This window comes from Bacillus cereus group sp. BfR-BA-01383, assembly GCF_022663495.1.
Classification (GTDB): Bacteria; Bacillota; Bacilli; order Bacillales; family Bacillaceae_G; genus Bacillus_A; species Bacillus_A cereus_AU.
Genome location: NZ_JAKUFP010000005.1, coordinates 128,372 through 146,655, shown reverse-complemented (window position 1 = coordinate 146,655; position 18,284 = coordinate 128,372). Strand labels below are relative to the sequence as shown.

The following is an 18,284-nucleotide window of genomic DNA, read 5'->3' as shown; positions in this document are numbered from 1 at the left end:
ATGAGAACATATTATTAAATACACTGTTTAAATTTAACACCTATAGAATGGTTAAAGTAGACACTTGAAACACTAAAAGAATCTATAAACAGTAAAGAATAAAGTTGCAATTAACAAAGCCGACTCATATCAATTTGAGTCGGCTTTTACTATTACTTCACACTCACATACTGTTCTACAAGGACAAACGTATAGCAGTGCAAAATCATTTTTTGTACAAACCTTTCGTCCTTTAGCACAAGGAATCATTTACTTATGTGAAGAATTAATCCTTCAAAATAATGCCTTTCCAAACGATTTTCAATCACAAGTAGCTTCAACAGAAGTTATCGAACAAAAAATAAGAGAACAAATACAGGAAATCAATCAATCGATTGCAAGTATAGAAGCGATAGATGTAGCTATGCCAATGCCTGGAATAGACGCAATTGTGGCTGTTTTAGTTGCGATGAGAAAAAAACTTGAAGAAAAACTAGAGCATTTATATGAATTCAATTATACATCCAGTAATAACTACAGCACGGCCCTTCAACTAGCAGCTAGTATTGCTACTGGTCTTGCCGAAGTTCAAAGTGGAAAAGGATTTAGTCCTGCAAGTGGCACGTTTAGTACACAAGGGTTGAATATGGAGTGGACGACTTCCATTCAGGCGATTGAAGAAGATAGGAAGCGTCAGGCCGACAATCTTTTAAATGGTAGTTCAATTGAAGAAGGAGCAATGTGTGGTCCATTAAATAGTAAAAAAAAAAAATGAATCTTTACTAGATAAGTTTAAACATGGTGTCGAAGATATTTATGAAGGTGCTTGGGACTTTATACAAGGCGCTGGCAGTGCAGTAGCTGAAGACTATATTGGATTAACACCACCTGATAATGATAAATTAGAAAGCAAAGCAACTTATCAAGCTGGAAGATTTACTGGACATGTTATATCAACGGCAGGATCTATTGTAGAAATTTTTGAAGGTATTTCAGTCATAGGTGGGGCTAATTTCTTAACATTCGTCGCAGAAGTAGGAAGTGATGGGTTAGCATCACCAATTGTTCTTCCATTAGATGCAGTTGCTACAGCGGCTGGTGTTGGTGCTGTTGTACATGGTGGATTGGTTTGGGATAAATCGATTCAAAATGCCAAGGATACTCTTCAAAAATTCGAGTCTTCTCCATCTTCTGATGAGCTTGTTAATAAAGTTAAAGAGAATGGTAAACTTGATAAAGAGGGAAATGCAACTAAAAACATGGATAATGCTGGTAAGGAAACCAGCGGAGCTAATTCCACGATCACACCCGAAATGGAAGAAAAAATTCTGTGGGGACAAAGAAGAAATCCTAATAAGAATGAGATTATTTGGGGACATTCTTCTGGAATAAATAATAATCATCATAACTATGTTGTAGAGGAAATTAAAATTAATCCAGATGGAACAAAGAACATTAAGTATACTACTCAGTTTCCAGATGGTAAATTATCTAAAATAAAAAGTAGTACAGTATTTCTAGATGGGTAGAGTGACACAAAAATAATAAATAGCGTTGAGAATATCGAGAATTCTAAATTAATAAGTACTAGAGCTAGGGACGGAGCAACTTGGCATCGAGGTACTATTGATGGTGTAGAAATAGATGTGATAAAAAAAGGAGATAGTGTTATTAGTGCCTATCCGACAGGTAAAGCTAATGCATTACCACCATCTGGATTTTAGAAATAAAGGAGGAATAAGAAATGTATGAAGAATTAAATGAAATATTATCCGAAAATAGTTCAGAAGATTCTTGGTATGATGATGGATTTATGTATGCTCAAGAACTGCTGAATGATTTTACTGACAAAGATTGGGGAAAATTATTTCAAAGTATTAATGATAAAAATGATAAGTGGAAAATTAGGCTGGCTTATTGCATTGATGATGATTTAGGAATAAATGGATTAGAATTACTATTGAATATGCTTGATGAAAGTGATGCAGTTGTTGAGACTACGATAGATTCTTTAAGGTCTTTCAATTCTGAAGAACATAAAAAGATGATAGTATCCAATAGTCGAGTAATTGATACAGTACAAAAATAATTGGAAAAGGCTAGCTTACCCGTCAAAAGAGTTCTAGAAGATTTTTTGAAAGATATTAAAAATTAATTTTTTCGGAATATGAAGAAGAAGTAGCATGGGTGAAAGTAATTGAATTTGACTAGCTATTTTGCTAGATTCTGAGCACAAGTAAAGTAAAGAACTTTTCGAAGAAAAAGGTTTCTTTAGGATTAGATATTTCAATGAACCATGTTATCTAGCTTGGAGTAAGTGAAGAGAAAGTTACATATGGAGAATAATCAGCAAAAGAGACCTCACATTTGAGGTCTCTTTTGTAACTCTTACTTTACATACACATAGGCTTCAATTGCTGTTACATAGTATGTTTTGCCCTTGCTGTTATGTACTTTGTATTGCGATGATCCATTATCAATAAACTTTTTATCAATAGTAAATTCTAAACTTGCATCTACAGTTCCAGCAACAACTTTATCCTGCCATGATGGAGCATCATAGAAACGTAGACTATTAACTTTTGAAACAACACGCTTCCCTATAATAGAAGAATCTACTGTAATTTTCTTATTAAACTTCACATAAGATGGATTTTTCTTAAACCATCGCTCTCCACCTTAGTTTAACCAAGTTTGATCGCCCTTTTTAAGTAGTCTTTTTATTGCTATTTAATGCTCATTTACATACGAACTGCTAGTATTATAAATAATATAAAAAAATAAATTTAAGAATAAACTTTGAGAAGGCTAGGACCAAAATATACAAAAAATGAGTTGGAACAGAAATTAGTACAAGAAAAGATACCAGAAGATTTATATAGTTTAAAAGATGGATTCCTTAACTAAGTGTACTGTTTAAATGAACAGGATGAAGTGTGGGAAATATATTATAGCGAGCGTGGAATAAAGAGTAATTTAAAGACATTTAATTACGAGACAGAAGCATGTGAATATTTCTATACTAATTTAATTGAAATGTTAAAAGAAAAGGGCGTAATCTAACCATAAAATAAAAGGACTTTTCCACTTGAAGGTGTCCTATTATCATTTTTATTCAAGAAGACGCACATAAAAATGGGGATAAGGAAAATTGCGAATATCCCCTTTTTAGAAAAATTTTATAATAAACTATTATAGATGAAGAGAATTTATTACAACAAATAAAAGCAGAACCTTATGAGGTTTTGCTTTTTAACCCTTGTCCCCCATGCTAATAAGAGAATAAAGGTGTGAAAAATTTTGAGTAATATGAATAAGAATCGAATTGAAATTCTAAAAACAAAAGTAAAAAGAAACGCTAGTAGAAAAGAGCTTATAGATGAACTTTCTCATATTGTTACAATTTCTATAGACTCTTTTATGGATGCAGAATCAAATGATTTATTTTGTAAAGAATTATTTAATACGCTAAAACAAAATTCAAACATCAAAAATTTTGGTAGTACTGATTATAAAGAAAATAGAAGATTATCAATAGCACTGTTAAAAGAAACAGTTCAAACTATTAAATTTCCAGTTAATCAAGGGAGGCTCTTTTTCTCTAAGGGTGGTAAAATTGAGGCAGTTAAGCTAAACATTGCTGAAGTATTTGATAATTTAGAAGAGTTATCAACCATATCAAGATTTCTAACTGGATATGCGGATTTTGTATTAGTTGGTGACGATTTAGAATTTGGGGTCGTTATTGAACGTACTGAATACCACTACGAATTCAGTATGTGGGGAGTATCAACAATATGAAATACGAAAACACAAAAGACCACTTCAAAATGAGAGTGGTCCTTTTATTACTTTATCTATCAGCCTTTTCAAATCCCTCATATCAACACTCTCTTTTAAGACCTTCTCTTTCTAGGACCTACAATTAATTTAATCGCCGTTCTTTCTTGATTATCAATAGAAATCTCTTGAAATGCTGGAACAAAAGCCAAGTCAATACCGCTTGGAGCGACAAACCCTCTTGCAATCGCAATTGCTTTAATTGCTTGATTTAAAGAACCAGCCCCAATCACTTGGATCTCCACATTGCCACTTGCTCTTAGTACACCTGCTATTGCACCTGCGACTGAATTTGGACTTGATTTTGAAGATACCTTTAATATATTTTCCATGTAAGTTGCTCCCTCTATTATTTAATCCCTCTTTTGTTACAGCTTAAAATCTTTTAACGTATCTTTAACTACTATTCAAACCAAAAGCAAACAATGTTATATAAGTACATTCATTCGATACTTTTCGTCTTCTTCCTGCCCAACTACGTAAATAAAAAACAAACACTTAATAATCTGATATACAAATATTTATATAGAAAAAATTCACTTAGACGATAACATCATTGCAGCTGAAGGTGATTTCGCCTTGCAAATGAATACTTCATCAAATAACGAATGCCTTCAACTAGTCGGCGAAACGATTGTTACAGTACCAGCTAATTCAACTCTTCAACTTAGAAATAATAGTGGTTTTAATCACCAGAGTATTGTAACTTGTGATAATGGTATAAATTCAGTTGAATTAACAGTTACAAAACTAAGTTAATACTACTCCCTCACATGCAGATGCTATTTCAGCATCTTTTTTTATTGAATACCTTTTTTCGATTCCTATCGTCTCTCTTATAGAATGTAATCTTTCAGTGTACTTTTCTATTAATCTAATAAACATAAAAAAGTGCCGAGCCCTTTTATCACAAAATCTCGGCACTTTACATATCAAAACCTATTCATTCCTTCTTACTTCTCTACATAAACTGACTTAACAATCGTACGATTATAAGGTTGTCCTTCTTTATTCATCCCTTTTATATCCATCGTAACGTTATATACTCCTGGTTGCTTTATACCTTTTAGAGCACCTGTAAATGTATTTGTATTAACATTTTGTGATTCATTAAATTCAGATACTAACTTCCCTTCTTTATTAACGACTCTTACTGTTACTGTAATATCACCTTTCATTTCAGGTGCTGTAGGTGATTTTTTAAGTTTATACTCTGATTTATTTGCTTTTACTTTTGATGGCATTTGAAGAACAAATGGCGCATTATTTTTGTAATCGCTTACAACTAAGTATGCATCTTTTGACTGCTTCGCCATCATTTTAACTTTCCATTCTCCTGCTTCCATTTTATCAAATTTAAAAGTTCTAATTGTCGCCCCATTGAAGAAAGATTCACCTTCACCAGTAGTTATAACGCTATCTTTGTTTGTATACACTTTTCCTTTTGGAGAAATCATCTGTACTTCTACATCCGAAGAAGCAGTTAATATTGAGACAATCCCCTCTGCTTTTTTATCAACCGCAACATTTTGTTCTATCCACTGATTTTGCGGTAATTCCCCTCCTATAAGATTTTGATTAGAAGTTGTATTTAATTGTTCTACCTTTTCATCAGAACTATAATTCGGTGCTACTAAAGCTGGCACGCCTACATTTGCAGTACGTAAATATGGTTCGATTCGTGCGAAAACGGCTGACCCTTTGCGTATATTGTCATGATCAAATCTAGAATCTGTAAACAAATGAGTTCCATACGGTAACCTAGCACTCCATTCATTTACCAGTCCATCATTGGAACCGTACGATGACAAATATAGCCCGCCCATAGATAACGCAGAAAATACTGGCCCCCAGCTTGTCCCAGTAGCTGTATAGTAACGGTTTAATTTAACTGCTGGATTGTTATCTATTGTTGAACGAAATTTTGCCATTTCTCCTATTTGTAACGAATACGTACCATCATCTTTTTGACCTAATATAGAAGCAAGCCATCCTGCCCACCAGCTATATGATAAATCTGCTAAATTTGATCCGTAATGCGGGGTAGCCAATGTAATAACATTTCCAACAAATCGATTCGCTCCATATCCAACGAGCGCTGCTTGTGTATCGATACCACCTTTACTATGCGCTACAATATTTACTTTTTTACCGAAATGATTATACATTTCTTCTAGTTTTTGTGCTAGTAATTTTCCGTTGTCCCACTGACTAGCCGATCCTTTCCCTGCAGCATCATATAATTGTATAAATGCTGTTTGATAACCTGCTTTCAACGCATAGTCATACATATCATTTATATCGTGATACACTGTCTTTCCATACCAACTATCGGCATTACCATTCCTTCCTTGTACAAAGAGAATTGGAGGTTTATTCTCATCATAATTAGCTGGTTTTTGACCTAAAAACCATTCACCAGGTGTAAACACTTCTGTATCCGGAAATCCCGTTTTAAGCTCTTTTACTCCCTCAGCTTCTACCTTTGTACTAACAACCATTGGAGTCATAATAAAAAACGCGAGAAGTAGTATCATACACCTTTTCAAAATCCTCATTAACATTCCCCCTTTTTTGAAAGGAAGCACTAATTTTACTCTAGTTTATTTTTGTAAATACAATAAATAGTAACTGTCCTTTCTTATGAAATGTTATTCTCTCATCATTTACTCATTCCTTTTCTCAGTAAGTACATAAAAATTTTCTCAATACATTTCTCTACTATAAAAAGCTGCGTATAAAAGGTCTTATTCATAACCTTTTATACGCAGCTTCTTTATTATAAATCAATGATATACTCATCATCATATTTATCGTATTGTAACCCTGCCCCTATTTTGGATTCCGTAACTTGATCTATTAAAAACGGTGCATATTCCATTTTGCTAGTTGCAATTTCAATTCCATATTTTTTCGTTAAGTGAGCTAATTCTATTAAAAACCATTCTCTTCGCAATGCTACTGGAATATCAAATGTTCGTCTTTTCATATATAATAGCACCTCTTTTATTTTCGTAACTTAAAAGAATATCACTGGATACATTGATTAAAACTATCGTTCATCACTAACAACCAATGAAACATTATAGTATATGCATGTCCATTTTAAATGTGCTATTACAAAAACAATATTTAAGTTTACATAATTATATTATGTAAAAGAAGGAGATGTAGGATCTTATCCCTTCCCCTTCTTCTATAGAGATTTAAATTAAGAACATCTCGGTACACCTAAAGCTAAAAATAAACTGGCTATTCCTGCTGTAATTAGTACTTTCAACGTAATAACATCATCCACTTTAGTTGCTAAAAAGTAATAGGAATTATATCTATTTTTCCTTATATGAAATACAAATGTTTTTATATCTATTAATAACATTAATTTTCTAAATTTATATTAAACGTGTATTATCCAATACATTCCTATATAATCAATAGAGAAAATCTTACAAATGGAGGTATGAAAATGGCTATTTTGAGTAATATTGGCGTAGCTTTATTTTTAATTGCTATCATTCTTTTAATCTTATGTATCATTTCATTCTTTAAGAAAAATGGAAAAGCAAAACAATATGGGCGTCCTACAGTTATTCTTTTTATGATTTCAATTATGTTAATAATGACCGGCACAACAAAATCGGAACACCCAGTCGCCGAGTTTTTTTCTACTTTAAGTTTCATTCTATTTATTTTCTTCCTTGTTCTTGCAATATTATCTGTTATTAAGAAAACAGGTGTAGCAAAAAAACAATTTATAATTACAGCTGTATTATTTGTCCTTTTTGTTACGTTCTCAAGTATTTCAGCCCCTTCTCCTGAAAAAACAACAGCAACTAGCCAAAAAGTTGCCTCAAACAATGAAGAACAAAAAGATAACGAAAAGAAAAAAGAACTAGAAAAGAAAGAAGCGGACGAAAAAACTCGTAAGCAAGAAGACGAAAAACGCCAAGCCGATGAACAAGCTCGTAAGCAAGAAGATGAGAAACGCCAAGCCGATGAACAAGCTCGTAAACAACAAGAAGAACAGAAACGCCTGGCTGATGAACAAGCTCGTAAACAACAAGAGGAACAGAAACGTCAGGCTGATGAACAAGTTCGTAAACAACAAGAGGAACAGAAACGTCAGGCTGATGAACAAGCTCGTAAAAAGCAAGAAGAACAGAAACGTCAGGCTGATGAACAAGCTCGTAAACAACAAGAAGAGCAGAAACGTCAGGCTGATGAACAAGCTCGTAAACAACAAGAAGAGCAGCAAAAAGCACAGCAAGCTCAAACACAACCAGCTGCGGGAAATACTAGTAATGCATACTACCAAAATTGTGATGCAGTTAGAGCTGCCGGCAAAGCTCCTTTATATAAAGATCAACCAGGATATAACCGTAAACTAGATAAAGACGGCGATGGAGTTGCATGCGAAAAATAGTAATAAAAAAGAAGCTTAGTAGAAGCTTCTTTTTTATTACTGTAATGTCTTACATTTAATACCTCTTCCCCTTTTTTCAGATGCGTTCTTAAATAAATTTCATATTATTATTCTCAAAAATGACACATAATAAGTGATTTATATCACCACACTCATTTTAATTTATTGCTATTCTTGGTTTAGTTATCACATTAAACTTTATGGAGGCATTCATATGGAACATACATTTACTGAAACTTCTATTGTCGGTGAGATTGTTACACAATTTCCGAAAGCTAGTGATCTTTTTAAATCATATAGAATAGACTTTTGTTGTGGTGGTAATAAACCACTTATTGATGCAATTAATGAAAGAAAATTATCAGCATCAGAGGTAATCACAGAGTTAAATACGCTTTATCATAAAACGAAACTATTAAACGAATCTGAAATTGATTGGAAAAATGCTTCTTATCGTGAATTGATTGTTTATGTTATAAATAAGCATCATCGTTATTTAAATGAAGAGTTGCCGCAATTAAGTCCTTATGTGACGAAAGTGTTACGTGTCCATGGAGCAAGTCAGCCTCATTTAGCTCAAATTCATAAGCTATTTCATGAACTAAAGATGGAACTCGAACAGCATTTAATTAAAGAAGAAACGGAAGATTTCCCATTAATTTTAGAATTCGAACAAAATCCAACTGATGAAAACTATGCAAAATTACGTAAAGTAGTAGATGAGTTGGAAAATGAGCATAACCACGCCGGTAATATTATTAAAGAACTTCGTAAAGTGACAAATGACTTTACTCCTCCAGAAGGAGCTTGCGGTACTTATCGCCTTGTTTACCAACGCCTTGAAGCTCTAGAATCTGATTTATTTGAGCATATTCATTTAGAAAATAACATTTTATTTCCGCGTGCAATTACGAAAGCATAAATAAAAAGCAGGACATGAGTATACATGCTTATGCCCTGCTTTTTCATTGTGTAAAAAATATTCAAACTCCACATAACCAAATATCCTTTCCACTTCTCCCTTCACATACATCCGAATTTAAACAATTTGTGAATCATTATAAAAATGTGATAAATATCACATCTCCCCCTTTTTTGATTTTCTATAATGGAAATATAATTATTTGCTCAACATTTCACATAAAAGGGGAAATGAATATGAAAAAACGCTTAGTTATGATCGGAAATGGTATGGCTGGAATACGCTGTATGGAAGAAATATTAAAACATGATAGTGATTTATATGAAATTACTATTTTTGGAGATGAACCGCATCCAAACTACAATCGCATTATGCTCTCTCATGTTCTACAAGGTAAAACAAATATGCAAGATATCATTATGAATGAATATAGTTGGTACGCAGAAAATGGAATAACTTTATATACAAACGAAAGAGTTCAAAGTATTAACCGAGAAGAAAAAGTCCTTGTCACAGAAACAAATCGTACTCTTACATATGACAAACTCATTATCGCAACAGGTTCTAGCGCTTTTATTTTGCCTGTTGAAGGCTCTATCCTTCCTGGTGTAACAGGATTTCGAACAATTGAAGATACACAATTTATGATTAATACTGCTAAAGATAAGAAAAAGGCCGTTGTCATTGGTGGTGGATTACTTGGTTTAGAAGCCGCAAGAGGTCTTATTGACTTAGGAATGGACGTATATGTTGTTCATTTAATGCCGAGCTTAATGGAGCAACAGTTAGATGCTAAAGCAGCTTCCTTACTACGTGAAGATTTAGAAGCGCAAGGCATGAAATTCCTCATGGAAAAGAAAACTGTAAAAATTCTTGGTACAGACCATGTTGAGGGTATTCAATTTGAAGATGGTGAAGTTGTAGACTGTGATTTAATCGTAATGGCTGTTGGAATACGTCCGAATACTCAAATAGCAAAAGATGCTGGTTTACTTGTAAATCGCGGCATTGTAGTCAATGACTATATGCTAACAAATGATGAATCCATTTATGCAGTTGGAGAATGTGCGGAACATGACGGTATCGCATATGGACTTGTTGCCCCCCTTTATGAACAAGGTGCAATATTAGCAAAACATATAACGAATTTACAAACTGATGGATATGCGGGCAGTATCGTCGGTACACAATTAAAAGTCGCAGGTTGTGACTTATTCTCTGCTGGCCAAATTTATGAAGATGATCAAACGAAAGCAATATCAATCTTTGATGAATGTAAACGTTCCTATAAAAAAGTATTAATTCGTGACAATAAAGTCGTTGGTATCGTTTTATACGGTGATACCGCTGATGGTACACGCCTCTTTAGCATGTTAAAGAAAGAAGAAGATATACAAGAATATACAGCCGCTTCCCTTCTTCACAAGGCTGGTGAAGAAAGTGAACTTAACGTTGCTACAATGAGTGCCGATGACACTATTTGCGGATGTAATGGCGTTACGAAAGGTACAATCGTTCATGCCATTTTAGAACAAGAGTTAACTACTTTTGAAGAAGTTAAAGGCTGTACGAAAGCCGCAGGGTCTTGTGGTAAATGTCGTCCGCTTGTGGAACAGGTTTTATCTCATACACTTGGAGATGCATTTGATGCCTCAGCACAGTCTGCCGGTATGTGTGGATGTACAACTTTATCACGTGATGAAGTCGTAGCGGCGATTCATGAGAAAGGTTTAAAATCACCAAAAGAAGTACGAAATGTTCTTGGTTTTGCACATGAAGATGGCTGTTCGAAGTGTCGTCCTGCTTTAAATTACTATTTACGTATGGCGATTCCAGAAGAATATGCAGATGATAAATCATCCCGTTACGTTAATGAAAGAATGAATGGTAACATCCAGCATGATGGTACATTTTCTGTTATTCCACGTATGTACGGAGGCGTTACAACAGCAGATGATTTAATGAAAATCGCTGAAGTTGCGAAAAAATATGATGTTCCTCTTGTGAAAATTACAGGTGCAAGCCGAATCGGCTTATATGGTGTTAAGAAACAAGATTTACCTAACGTATGGTCTGACTTAAATATGACTTCTGGATATGCGTATTCAAAATCCCTTCGTAATGTAAAATCATGTGTTGGTTCTCGCTTCTGTCGTTTCGGAACGAAAGATTCATTAGGACTTGGTATGCTACTTGAACAATCATTAGAAATGGTAGATACACCTCATAAAATGAAGATGGGTGTAACGGGTTGTCCACGTAACTGTGCTGAAGTACTTACAAAAGATTTTGGTGTTGTTTGTGTCGAAAATGGATATCAACTGTATATCGGCGGAAATGGTGGTACGGAAGTACGTGAAGCTGATTTTGTAATGATTGTCCCTACTGAAGACGATGTCCTTCACATCGCTACAGCTTACATGCAATATTATCGTGAAACTGGTATTTACGGAGAACGCACTGCCTACTGGACAGAACGATTAGGCTTCGATCACATAAAAGAAATACTACAAGATACAAGTATGGTCACTATGCTAAATGAACGTTTCCAAACAGCTCGTAGTACATATACGGAAGCATGGGGACAAGCACTAGAAACGAAATCATTAAAAGCGATGTATGAAGTAGAAACTGTAAAATAAGGAGCGTGCACTATATGTTACAAACGAAAGAAAAAATAAAAATTATGCGTGCAGAAGACCTTCCTATTCAAATTGGGAAAGAGGTGCAAATGAAAGGTATGTCTATCGCCCTATTCCGTCTCTCAAATGGCGATATTCGAGCTGTAGAAAATCGTTGCCCCCATAAAAATGGACCGTTAGCGGAAGGTATTGTATCTGGAGAATTCGTCTTTTGCCCACTACATGATTGGAAAATTTCATTACTAACAGGTGAAGTTCAAAAACCTGATGATGGTTGTATTCAAACTTACGAAGTAGAAGTAATTGACGGTGATATTTATATATACATGTAACTTACAAAAGGAAGCCTCCCCTGGCTTCCTTTTAAATAAAAATAGACGAGGTGCGAATATGAACGGATATGTATATTTAGTTGGTGCAGGACCAGGTGATGAAGGGCTTATTACTAAAAAAGCGATAGATTGCTTAAAGCGTGCAGATATTGTCTTATATGACCGCTTATTGAACCCTACTTTTCTTAACTATACAAAGCAAACTTGTGAACTTATTTATTGCGGTAAAATGCCGAAAAATCATACTATGCGACAAGAAATGATTAATGCCCATCTCCTTCAATTTGCGAAAGAAGGAAAAACCGTTGTCCGCTTAAAGGGCGGGGATCCATCTATTTTTGGCCGTGTTGGTGAAGAAGCAGAAACTTTAGCAGCAGCGAATGTTCCATATGAAATCGTACCAGGTATTACATCTAGCATCGCCGCTAGTAGCTATGCAGGTATCCCCCTCACCCACCGTAACTACAGTAATAGCGTGACTTTACTAACTGGACATGCAAAAGGTCCTTTAACCAATCATGGAAAATATAATTCATCCCACAATAGCGACACGATCGCCTACTACATGGGTATAAAAAACTTACCTACAATTTGTGAAAGCTTACTACAATCAGGAAAAAAAGAAGATACGCCTGTAGCAGTCATTGAATGGGGCACAACGGGAAAGCAGCGTGTTGTCACAGGTACACTAGCAACCATTGTTCATATCGTCAAAAACGAAAATATTTCTAATCCTTCTATGACGATTGTTGGTGATGTCGTTTCCTTGCGTAACCAAATCGCTTGGAAAGAATGTAAACCATTGCACAGTAAAAAAGTATTATTTTCAGCTGCCACAAATAAAGAAAGTTCAATAAAACAAATGTTACAAGAATGCGGTGCAGAAATATATCAAATTCCAACTTTCAAAAAGAAAGAATACACACTAACCTCTGAACAAATCAATGAGATTTTTAGCGTTGATCGCCTTGTATTTTGTTCAGCTGAAAGTGTAGAAATCTTGATGCAGTCATGTAGTAAGCACGATAAAGATATTCGTTCCTTACAGGCAGAACTGCAGTATATGAACGGTGTCACTCAAGAAAAGCTGATGCAATACGGACTTTTAAGTAAGCAGGCAAAGTTCTCTTCCGATACAACTGTTTATTTAGGCCGGAACATGAATCGAATTGCTTTCATTCAAGGAAAAATTGGTGCAGGCTCCTATATGATGACTCATGAGTATATAATTGATCATCGATTCGATGAAATTCATTCTCGTATGCTTTCTGAATTCTCATGGGATAGCATTGTATTTGAAGGCCGTGCTTCAATTGATACGTTTCTATCAGAAGTAAAACGCCTTGGCTTTACCGATATTCTTACTCTTCCCTTCTCGTATACAGACGTTCCAACTTTACAATATGCGAATAAAGTCGGGTTTCATAACGTAGATCATCATTTACAAGAAATTATTATGAAGAAAGACATGGTGAGACAATGAAAGGAATTGTATATGTTGGACACGGGAGCCGACTACAAGAAGGTAACGAACAATTCATTCACTTTATTCAATCTGTTATGAAAGAACGTAACGAAAGAATTCAAAAAATAGCTTTTCTAGAACTAACAACACCTACTATTCAGGATGCAGTTATAGAAACAATAATAGAAGGAGCAACTGAAATAATAATTGTACCTGTTTTATTATTTGCGGCAGCTCACTATAAACGTGATATTCCTTTTGAAATAGAGCAAATGCAAAAGAAATATCCACATATAACATTTTCAGTTGCCCCACCTTTTAGTACGCATCCACATATGGTTGAACTTGTAGTGAAAAGAATACGTGAAACTATGCCGATGCAAAGAAGTAGCGTTTTACTCGTAGGACGAGGTAGCAGTGATCCTCAGCCTATTTATGAGTTACAACAAATCGGAGAAGCTGTCGAGCAGAAACTCGGTATGTCGGTACATTGTTCCTTTTTAACGAAAGGAACGCCCTCTTTTACTGCTGAACTCAAGACTATAACATCGACTGCGTCCCATGTATACGTCATGCCGTACCTTCTCTTTACCGGATTGTTGCTTCAAAAAATTAAGTTACATACAAAAAAATATGATCACGTTACGACTTGTAACTGCCTTCAGTTTGATACATATATGAAATTAACATTATTAGAACGAATGGAGGAATGTGTGTATGTATAACATGTACCCTCTTATGTTTAATCTACATAATAAAGTGGTCGTTATCATTGGTGGAGGTAAAATCGCATATCGAAAAGCGTCTGGATTAAAAGATACAGGCGCTTTTGTCACCGTTATTAGCCCAGAAATTTGCGAGGAAATGAAGGAACTTCCTTATATTAATTGGAAGCAAAAAACTTTTTCTAATGATGATATTAAAGATGCTCACCTTATTTATGCAGCTACAAATCAACATGATGTAAATATGATGGTCAAACAGGCCTCCCATGATTTTCAATGGGTTAACGTTGTAAGTGATGGTACAGAATCATCGTTTCACACACCAGGTGTCATACGCAATGGTGAATATGTTGTAACGATTTCAACTTCAGGTAAAGATCCATCGTTTACAAAGCGTATGAAACAAGAATTATCATCTGTCCTCCCTAAACTTATAAAAAAACTTTCTCGTACTCAGAAATTATAATCTATCTCTTAACTAAAATAGTAATTAACTTTGGACAAACGTTTTTTAAAGGCGTTTGTTCTTATTATTACTATACAAGTAAAATATCGTTATCCATAGAACGATATTGATATAACAATTCATTTTCTCTCGTGTTCAAGTATAAAAAAGGATGCCTCTATTAGGCACCCTTTTTTCTCTATTAATTATTCTTTAACATCACTAACAGCTTCTCTTGGCTATACATCCACACTGTAATGATTAAACAAGCAAGTGCGACTTCTGATAATGCCATAAATCCAATTGCATAATGACCTGTCAGTTGGAATAGTAATGTTAAAATTAATGGCGGGAAGAACCCTCCTAGTCCGCCTAAAGCTGAAACGAGTCCATTTACAATACCAGCTTGTTCAGAGAAGTACATTGGAACGAGTTTGAAGATTGTACCATTTCCAATCCCTGCACAAAATGCGACTAGTAGGCAACCAAATGTATACACATTCATACTAGGCATAAATGATAAAATAATACCTGAAAGTGTTAAACCGATAAATACGAAGATTAATATTTTAAATGGATTAAACTTATCACCGAGCCAACCACCAATCGGGCGCATAATTGTTGCGAGTACGATGAATCCTGCTGTCCGCATACCTGCATCTACTTTCTCTAATCCGAAGTGAGATACTAAAAAGTTTGGTAAGTATACTGTAAATGCGACAAATGATCCGAATGTTAAAAAGTAAAAGATACATAAAAACCAAAGTTTTTCATTTTTATATACACCTTTTATTTGTTCCATTAATGGTGTATTCACCTTTTTCTCCTTACGATCGCCTAATAAAAAGTTCATAAGTGCAAACGCTACAAGTAAAACTAAATAACACTGTACTGTCGTTCTCCAGCCAACTGAAGTTGCAATAACAGGTGCTAAGAACGAAGTAATTGCTGTTCCGGCGTTACCGACACCGTAAATACCATTTACAAAACCGTGACTCTCTTTCGGAAAGTATTTTGGTAAAGAAGTTACACCTACGGAGAATACGGCCCCGCCGATTCCGACAAATAATCCACCAATAATTAAATCCATCATAGAATTGGCAACACTAATATAAAAGACAGGAAATAATAATAGAATAAAACTAATAAAGAATAATTTTCTTGCTCCGAAACGATTTGTCCAATAACCAATCGGAATGCGAAGAACAGAACCTAATATAACCGGTACTGCTGTTACCATAGAAATTTGTCCCGCAGTTAATGGGATATCAACTTTAATATAGGGCATTAATGATGATAAAATAACCCACACCATAAAACCGATAACTAGATTGGAAGTTTGTAAACTTAATTGAAAATTAGGACTTTTCATCCTGTTCCCTCCTATGTATGCATAGTTATATTCATTCCCTCCAGCCTAATCACGTCCTTACATGATTAGGCTGAAAAGAATCAACCACCACTTACTGGCGGAATCATTGCTGCGACATCACCAGTTTGAATGATGTCATCCTCATTTGCATACTCTTCATTTATAGCGACCATTATCTCACTTGAAATCGCTACGTTGTATTTCTTAATAAGAACTTCCTTTAGTTCAGCAACTATAATATTTTCACAATCTATATGTAATGCTGGCTTACTTGCTTCTTCTTGTAAATGTGCAAATAATAGTACTTCAATCATGTTCTCATCTCCTTTTCAGGCTCGCCATTTACATATGCTACTTTCTCTAACTGATCACCTATCCATGACTCACCATCTTCCCAAAACTCTTTCTTCCAAATCGGAACAACTTGTTTTATGCGTTCCATAATATACTCATTCGCTTCATAAGCTGCTTTCCGATGTGGTGTAGCAACAGCGACAACAACAGCCAAATCAGAAATTTGTAATGTACCAATGCGATGTGTAATTGCCACATATGTCCCAGGCCACTTCTCTTCTACTTCGGCACCAATTTTCTCAAGCTGTTTTTCCGCCATTGTTTTATAAGCTACATACTCTAAATAAAGCGTGCGACGTCCTTTCGTAAATTCTCTGACAGTACCAATGAAAGTAGTAACCGCACCACACTCACGCCGAATTACTTTACTTGTAACAATTTCAATTGAAATTGGTGTATCAATTACTTCATAATACGTATGTGTCATCTTGCACCTCTTATCTTTGTATAAATCATAATCCACTTAGAAGCCACCAATCTATTTTTCTATTACTTGTACGATCGAAGCGGTTCTTCCCATGGCCACTCGCTTCCTACATTTGATTCTAATAACAGTACCGAAACAGTTATTCCTGCTTTAAATCCTCTCGTTCCTCCCGGCAGGACGATAAATGAATTCGCTTCTGCAAGTGAAGAAATTGAACTAGATTTATCTAAGCCAACTGGTGTAACTTGCAATTGGCCATCTACAATTTCAACTCTCCCTCTTACAAAACGAGCAAATGGGTTTGCTTTCGGAAAGTCTTTCTGTAAAATCGCCTCTGCACGATATACGTGTGGATCTTTCCTATGCAAATATGTTTGAATGACTGGTCGAACAAATAATTCACAACCGACATAACAAGCAGAAGGATTACCCGATAGTCCAAATAATAATTTTCCTTCTAACTCAGCTACAGTTGTCACACTTCCTGGTCGCATTGCTATTTTATTAAAAAGTACATTAGCTTGTAATTCCCCATAAATAGCCGGTAAATAATCGTAGTCTCCTACTGAAACGCCACCAGTTGTAATTAAAATATCGACTTCTTTCATCGCTTTTTTTACAGTGTTATAACACGTCTCCAAATCGTCGGCGAATTGTCCATAATACTGTACAACTCCGCCCACTCGTTCAATTTGAGCAGCTATCATATAGGAGTTACTATTTCGAATCTTCCCTTCTTTCAGTTGTTCATGTACTTCCAGCAGTTCACTTCCTGTCGTTACAATTCCAATAACCGGCTGCCTTACAACATGTACGGAACTATAACCAAATGTAGCAAGAAGCGCCGCTACTCCAGGGTTAATAGAAGTCCCTTTTTTCACAAGTATGGCATTTTGTTTTACATCTTCTCCTTTAAAAGAAATGTTATCACCAGCAGCGAAAGGTCGTTTTAATTTCATATAGGTCTTTTCGTTTTCTTCAAATCCTTCCGTTAGTTCTAACATAACAACGGCATTACAACCCGCTGGAATCTCGGCTCCTGTCATAATACGTACAGCCTGAAATGCTTTCACTTCTTTTGTAAAAACAAAACCTGCTCCGACTTCACCAATCACTTCGAACTGAATTGGATTACTGCTACTTGCTTCTTTTGTATCTTCCGCTCGAATCGCAAATCCATCGTACGGAGAGCGATCAAAATGCGGGACATCATGATTTGCAACAACATCTTCTCCAAGGATTCTTCCGTAACTGTCTATAAGAGAAACCTTTTCAGTTTCACCTTCTTGAGCATACTCCATTCCACGTGCGACTGCTTCTGCCACTGGAATTGGATTACGTTTTAATAACATTCTTTT

At 35.1% G+C, this 18,284-nt stretch carries 17 protein-coding genes and 4 pseudogenes; 12 read left to right on the top strand and 9 right to left on the bottom strand.

Features of this window, described 5'->3' with window-relative positions:
- Nucleotides 1-169 precede the first annotated feature (169 nt).
- From MR065_RS07610 to MR065_RS07600, 3 genes and pseudogenes are all read left to right on the top strand, one after another.
- Nucleotides 170-1,172, top strand: a pseudogene (locus MR065_RS07610) (LXG domain-containing protein); the annotation flags it as partial.
- A gap of 348 nt (nucleotides 1,173-1,520) precedes the next feature.
- Complete coding sequence (locus MR065_RS07605) at nucleotides 1,521-1,703, top strand: hypothetical protein (RefSeq protein WP_313895156.1); 183 nt, start codon at nucleotides 1,521-1,523, stop codon at nucleotides 1,701-1,703.
- Nucleotides 1,704-1,723: 20 nt separating this feature from the next.
- Nucleotides 1,724-2,068 (top strand): hypothetical protein, encoded by a 345-nt coding sequence (locus MR065_RS07600; RefSeq protein ID WP_242213152.1) that lies wholly within the window; start codon nucleotides 1,724-1,726, stop codon nucleotides 2,066-2,068.
- Nucleotides 2,069-2,367: 299 nt separating this feature from the next.
- Here MR065_RS07600 and MR065_RS07595 read toward each other — a convergent pair.
- Nucleotides 2,368-2,658 (bottom strand): annotated as a pseudogene (locus tag MR065_RS07595) (N-acetylmuramoyl-L-alanine amidase); the annotation flags it as partial.
- A 621-nt stretch (nucleotides 2,659-3,279) separates the two neighbouring features.
- Here MR065_RS07595 and MR065_RS07590 point away from each other — a divergent pair.
- On the top strand, nucleotides 3,280-3,780 hold the full coding sequence (locus tag MR065_RS07590) for a YxiF family protein (protein ID WP_242213151.1): 501 nt from the start codon (nucleotides 3,280-3,282) through the stop codon (nucleotides 3,778-3,780).
- Between the two features lie 95 nt (nucleotides 3,781-3,875).
- Here MR065_RS07590 and MR065_RS07585 read toward each other — a convergent pair whose 3' ends face one another.
- Nucleotides 3,876-4,151, bottom strand: coding sequence for a stage V sporulation protein S (locus tag MR065_RS07585; RefSeq protein ID WP_242213150.1), 276 nt, complete (start codon nucleotides 4,149-4,151; stop codon nucleotides 3,876-3,878).
- Between the two features lie 229 nt (nucleotides 4,152-4,380).
- Between MR065_RS07585 and MR065_RS07580 the strand changes: the two are divergent.
- Nucleotides 4,381-4,578 (top strand): annotated as a pseudogene (locus MR065_RS07580) (preprotein translocase); the annotation flags it as partial.
- A 194-nt stretch (nucleotides 4,579-4,772) separates the two neighbouring features.
- On the opposite strand, the gene MR065_RS07575 reads toward MR065_RS07580, so the two are convergent.
- From MR065_RS07575 to exsG, 3 genes and pseudogenes are all read right to left on the bottom strand, one after another.
- Nucleotides 4,773-6,377: a lipase family alpha/beta hydrolase gene (locus MR065_RS07575; RefSeq protein ID WP_242213149.1), complete on the bottom strand. Its 1,605-nt coding sequence runs from the start codon at nucleotides 6,375-6,377 to the stop codon at nucleotides 4,773-4,775.
- Nucleotides 6,378-6,598: 221 nt separating this feature from the next.
- Entirely contained in the window at nucleotides 6,599-6,808 is a 210-nt protein-coding gene (locus tag MR065_RS07570) for a hypothetical protein (RefSeq protein ID WP_242213148.1), read from the bottom strand.
- 222 nt (nucleotides 6,809-7,030) lie between these two features.
- Nucleotides 7,031-7,135 (bottom strand): annotated as a pseudogene (exsG, locus tag MR065_RS27710) (exosporium protein ExsG); the annotation flags it as partial.
- Between the two features lie 150 nt (nucleotides 7,136-7,285).
- Here exsG and MR065_RS07560 point away from each other — a divergent pair.
- The 7 genes from MR065_RS07560 (at nucleotide 7,286) to MR065_RS07530 (ending at nucleotide 14,794) form a co-directional block, all read left to right on the top strand.
- On the top strand, nucleotides 7,286-8,242 hold the full coding sequence (locus MR065_RS07560) for an excalibur calcium-binding domain-containing protein (RefSeq protein WP_242213147.1): 957 nt from the start codon (nucleotides 7,286-7,288) through the stop codon (nucleotides 8,240-8,242).
- Nucleotides 8,243-8,456: 214 nt separating this feature from the next.
- Nucleotides 8,457-9,164 (top strand): iron-sulfur cluster repair di-iron protein, encoded by a 708-nt coding sequence (gene ric, locus MR065_RS07555; RefSeq protein ID WP_242213146.1) that lies wholly within the window; start codon nucleotides 8,457-8,459, stop codon nucleotides 9,162-9,164.
- A gap of 236 nt (nucleotides 9,165-9,400) precedes the next feature.
- Nucleotides 9,401-11,806, top strand: coding sequence for an NADPH-nitrite reductase large subunit (gene nirB, locus MR065_RS07550; protein ID WP_242213145.1), 2,406 nt, complete (start codon nucleotides 9,401-9,403; stop codon nucleotides 11,804-11,806).
- 14 nt (nucleotides 11,807-11,820) lie between these two features.
- Nucleotides 11,821-12,138, top strand: coding sequence for a nitrite reductase small subunit NirD (gene nirD, locus MR065_RS07545; protein ID WP_242213144.1), 318 nt, complete (start codon nucleotides 11,821-11,823; stop codon nucleotides 12,136-12,138).
- 58 nt (nucleotides 12,139-12,196) lie between these two features.
- Complete coding sequence (locus MR065_RS07540) at nucleotides 12,197-13,621, top strand: uroporphyrin-III C-methyltransferase (protein ID WP_242213143.1); 1,425 nt, start codon at nucleotides 12,197-12,199, stop codon at nucleotides 13,619-13,621.
- The gene (locus MR065_RS07535; protein WP_242213142.1) at nucleotides 13,618-14,328 is read left to right on the top strand and encodes a sirohydrochlorin chelatase; all 711 of its coding nucleotides are present in this window, start codon (nucleotides 13,618-13,620) and stop codon (nucleotides 14,326-14,328) included. The genes MR065_RS07540 and MR065_RS07535 overlap by 4 nt, the downstream gene beginning before the upstream one ends.
- Entirely contained in the window at nucleotides 14,321-14,794 is a 474-nt protein-coding gene (locus MR065_RS07530) for a precorrin-2 dehydrogenase (RefSeq protein ID WP_242213141.1), read from the top strand. Before MR065_RS07535 ends, MR065_RS07530 begins: the two co-directional genes overlap by 8 nt.
- Nucleotides 14,795-14,975: 181 nt before the next feature.
- Here MR065_RS07530 and narK read toward each other — a convergent pair whose 3' ends face one another.
- The 4 genes from narK to MR065_RS07510 all read right to left on the bottom strand — a co-directional run bounded on the left by narK (nucleotide 14,976) and on the right by MR065_RS07510 (nucleotide 18,278).
- Nucleotides 14,976-16,145: a nitrate transporter NarK gene (gene narK, locus MR065_RS07525; protein ID WP_242213140.1), complete on the bottom strand. Its 1,170-nt coding sequence runs from the start codon at nucleotides 16,143-16,145 to the stop codon at nucleotides 14,976-14,978.
- Nucleotides 16,146-16,225: 80 nt separating this feature from the next.
- Nucleotides 16,226-16,459: a molybdopterin converting factor subunit 1 gene (gene moaD, locus MR065_RS07520; RefSeq protein WP_242213139.1), complete on the bottom strand. Its 234-nt coding sequence runs from the start codon at nucleotides 16,457-16,459 to the stop codon at nucleotides 16,226-16,228.
- Entirely contained in the window at nucleotides 16,456-16,926 is a 471-nt protein-coding gene (locus MR065_RS07515) for a molybdenum cofactor biosynthesis protein MoaE (RefSeq protein WP_242213138.1), read from the bottom strand. The genes moaD and MR065_RS07515 overlap by 4 nt, the downstream gene beginning before the upstream one ends.
- A 62-nt stretch (nucleotides 16,927-16,988) precedes the next feature.
- Nucleotides 16,989-18,278 (bottom strand): molybdopterin molybdotransferase MoeA, encoded by a 1,290-nt coding sequence (locus MR065_RS07510; RefSeq protein WP_242213137.1) that lies wholly within the window; start codon nucleotides 18,276-18,278, stop codon nucleotides 16,989-16,991.
- Nucleotides 18,279-18,284 lie beyond the last annotated feature (6 nt).

Coding starts and splice junctions, on each gene's coding strand:
- MR065_RS07585 (WP_242213150.1), bottom strand. CDS start 4,151: ATGGAAAATATATTAAAGGTATCTTCAAAATCAAGTCCAAATTCAGTC.
- MR065_RS07530 (WP_242213141.1), top strand. CDS start 14,321: ATGTATAACATGTACCCTCTTATGTTTAATCTACATAATAAAGTGGTC.
- nirB (WP_242213145.1), top strand. CDS start 9,401: ATGAAAAAACGCTTAGTTATGATCGGAAATGGTATGGCTGGAATACGC.
- MR065_RS07535 (WP_242213142.1), top strand. CDS start 13,618: ATGAAAGGAATTGTATATGTTGGACACGGGAGCCGACTACAAGAAGGT.
- MR065_RS07570 (WP_242213148.1), bottom strand. CDS start 6,808: ATGAAAAGACGAACATTTGATATTCCAGTAGCATTGCGAAGAGAATGG.
- narK (WP_242213140.1), bottom strand. CDS start 16,145: ATGAAAAGTCCTAATTTTCAATTAAGTTTACAAACTTCCAATCTAGTT.
- MR065_RS07540 (WP_242213143.1), top strand. CDS start 12,197: ATGAACGGATATGTATATTTAGTTGGTGCAGGACCAGGTGATGAAGGG.
- MR065_RS07560 (WP_242213147.1), top strand. CDS start 7,286: ATGGCTATTTTGAGTAATATTGGCGTAGCTTTATTTTTAATTGCTATC.
- MR065_RS07600 (WP_242213152.1), top strand. CDS start 1,724: ATGTATGAAGAATTAAATGAAATATTATCCGAAAATAGTTCAGAAGAT.
- ric (WP_242213146.1), top strand. CDS start 8,457: ATGGAACATACATTTACTGAAACTTCTATTGTCGGTGAGATTGTTACA.
- nirD (WP_242213144.1), top strand. CDS start 11,821: ATGTTACAAACGAAAGAAAAAATAAAAATTATGCGTGCAGAAGACCTT.
- MR065_RS07510 (WP_242213137.1), bottom strand. CDS start 18,278: ATGTTATTAAAACGTAATCCAATTCCAGTGGCAGAAGCAGTCGCACGT.
- moaD (WP_242213139.1), bottom strand. CDS start 16,459: ATGATTGAAGTACTATTATTTGCACATTTACAAGAAGAAGCAAGTAAG.
- MR065_RS07515 (WP_242213138.1), bottom strand. CDS start 16,926: ATGACACATACGTATTATGAAGTAATTGATACACCAATTTCAATTGAA.
- MR065_RS07575 (WP_242213149.1), bottom strand. CDS start 6,377: ATGAGGATTTTGAAAAGGTGTATGATACTACTTCTCGCGTTTTTTATT.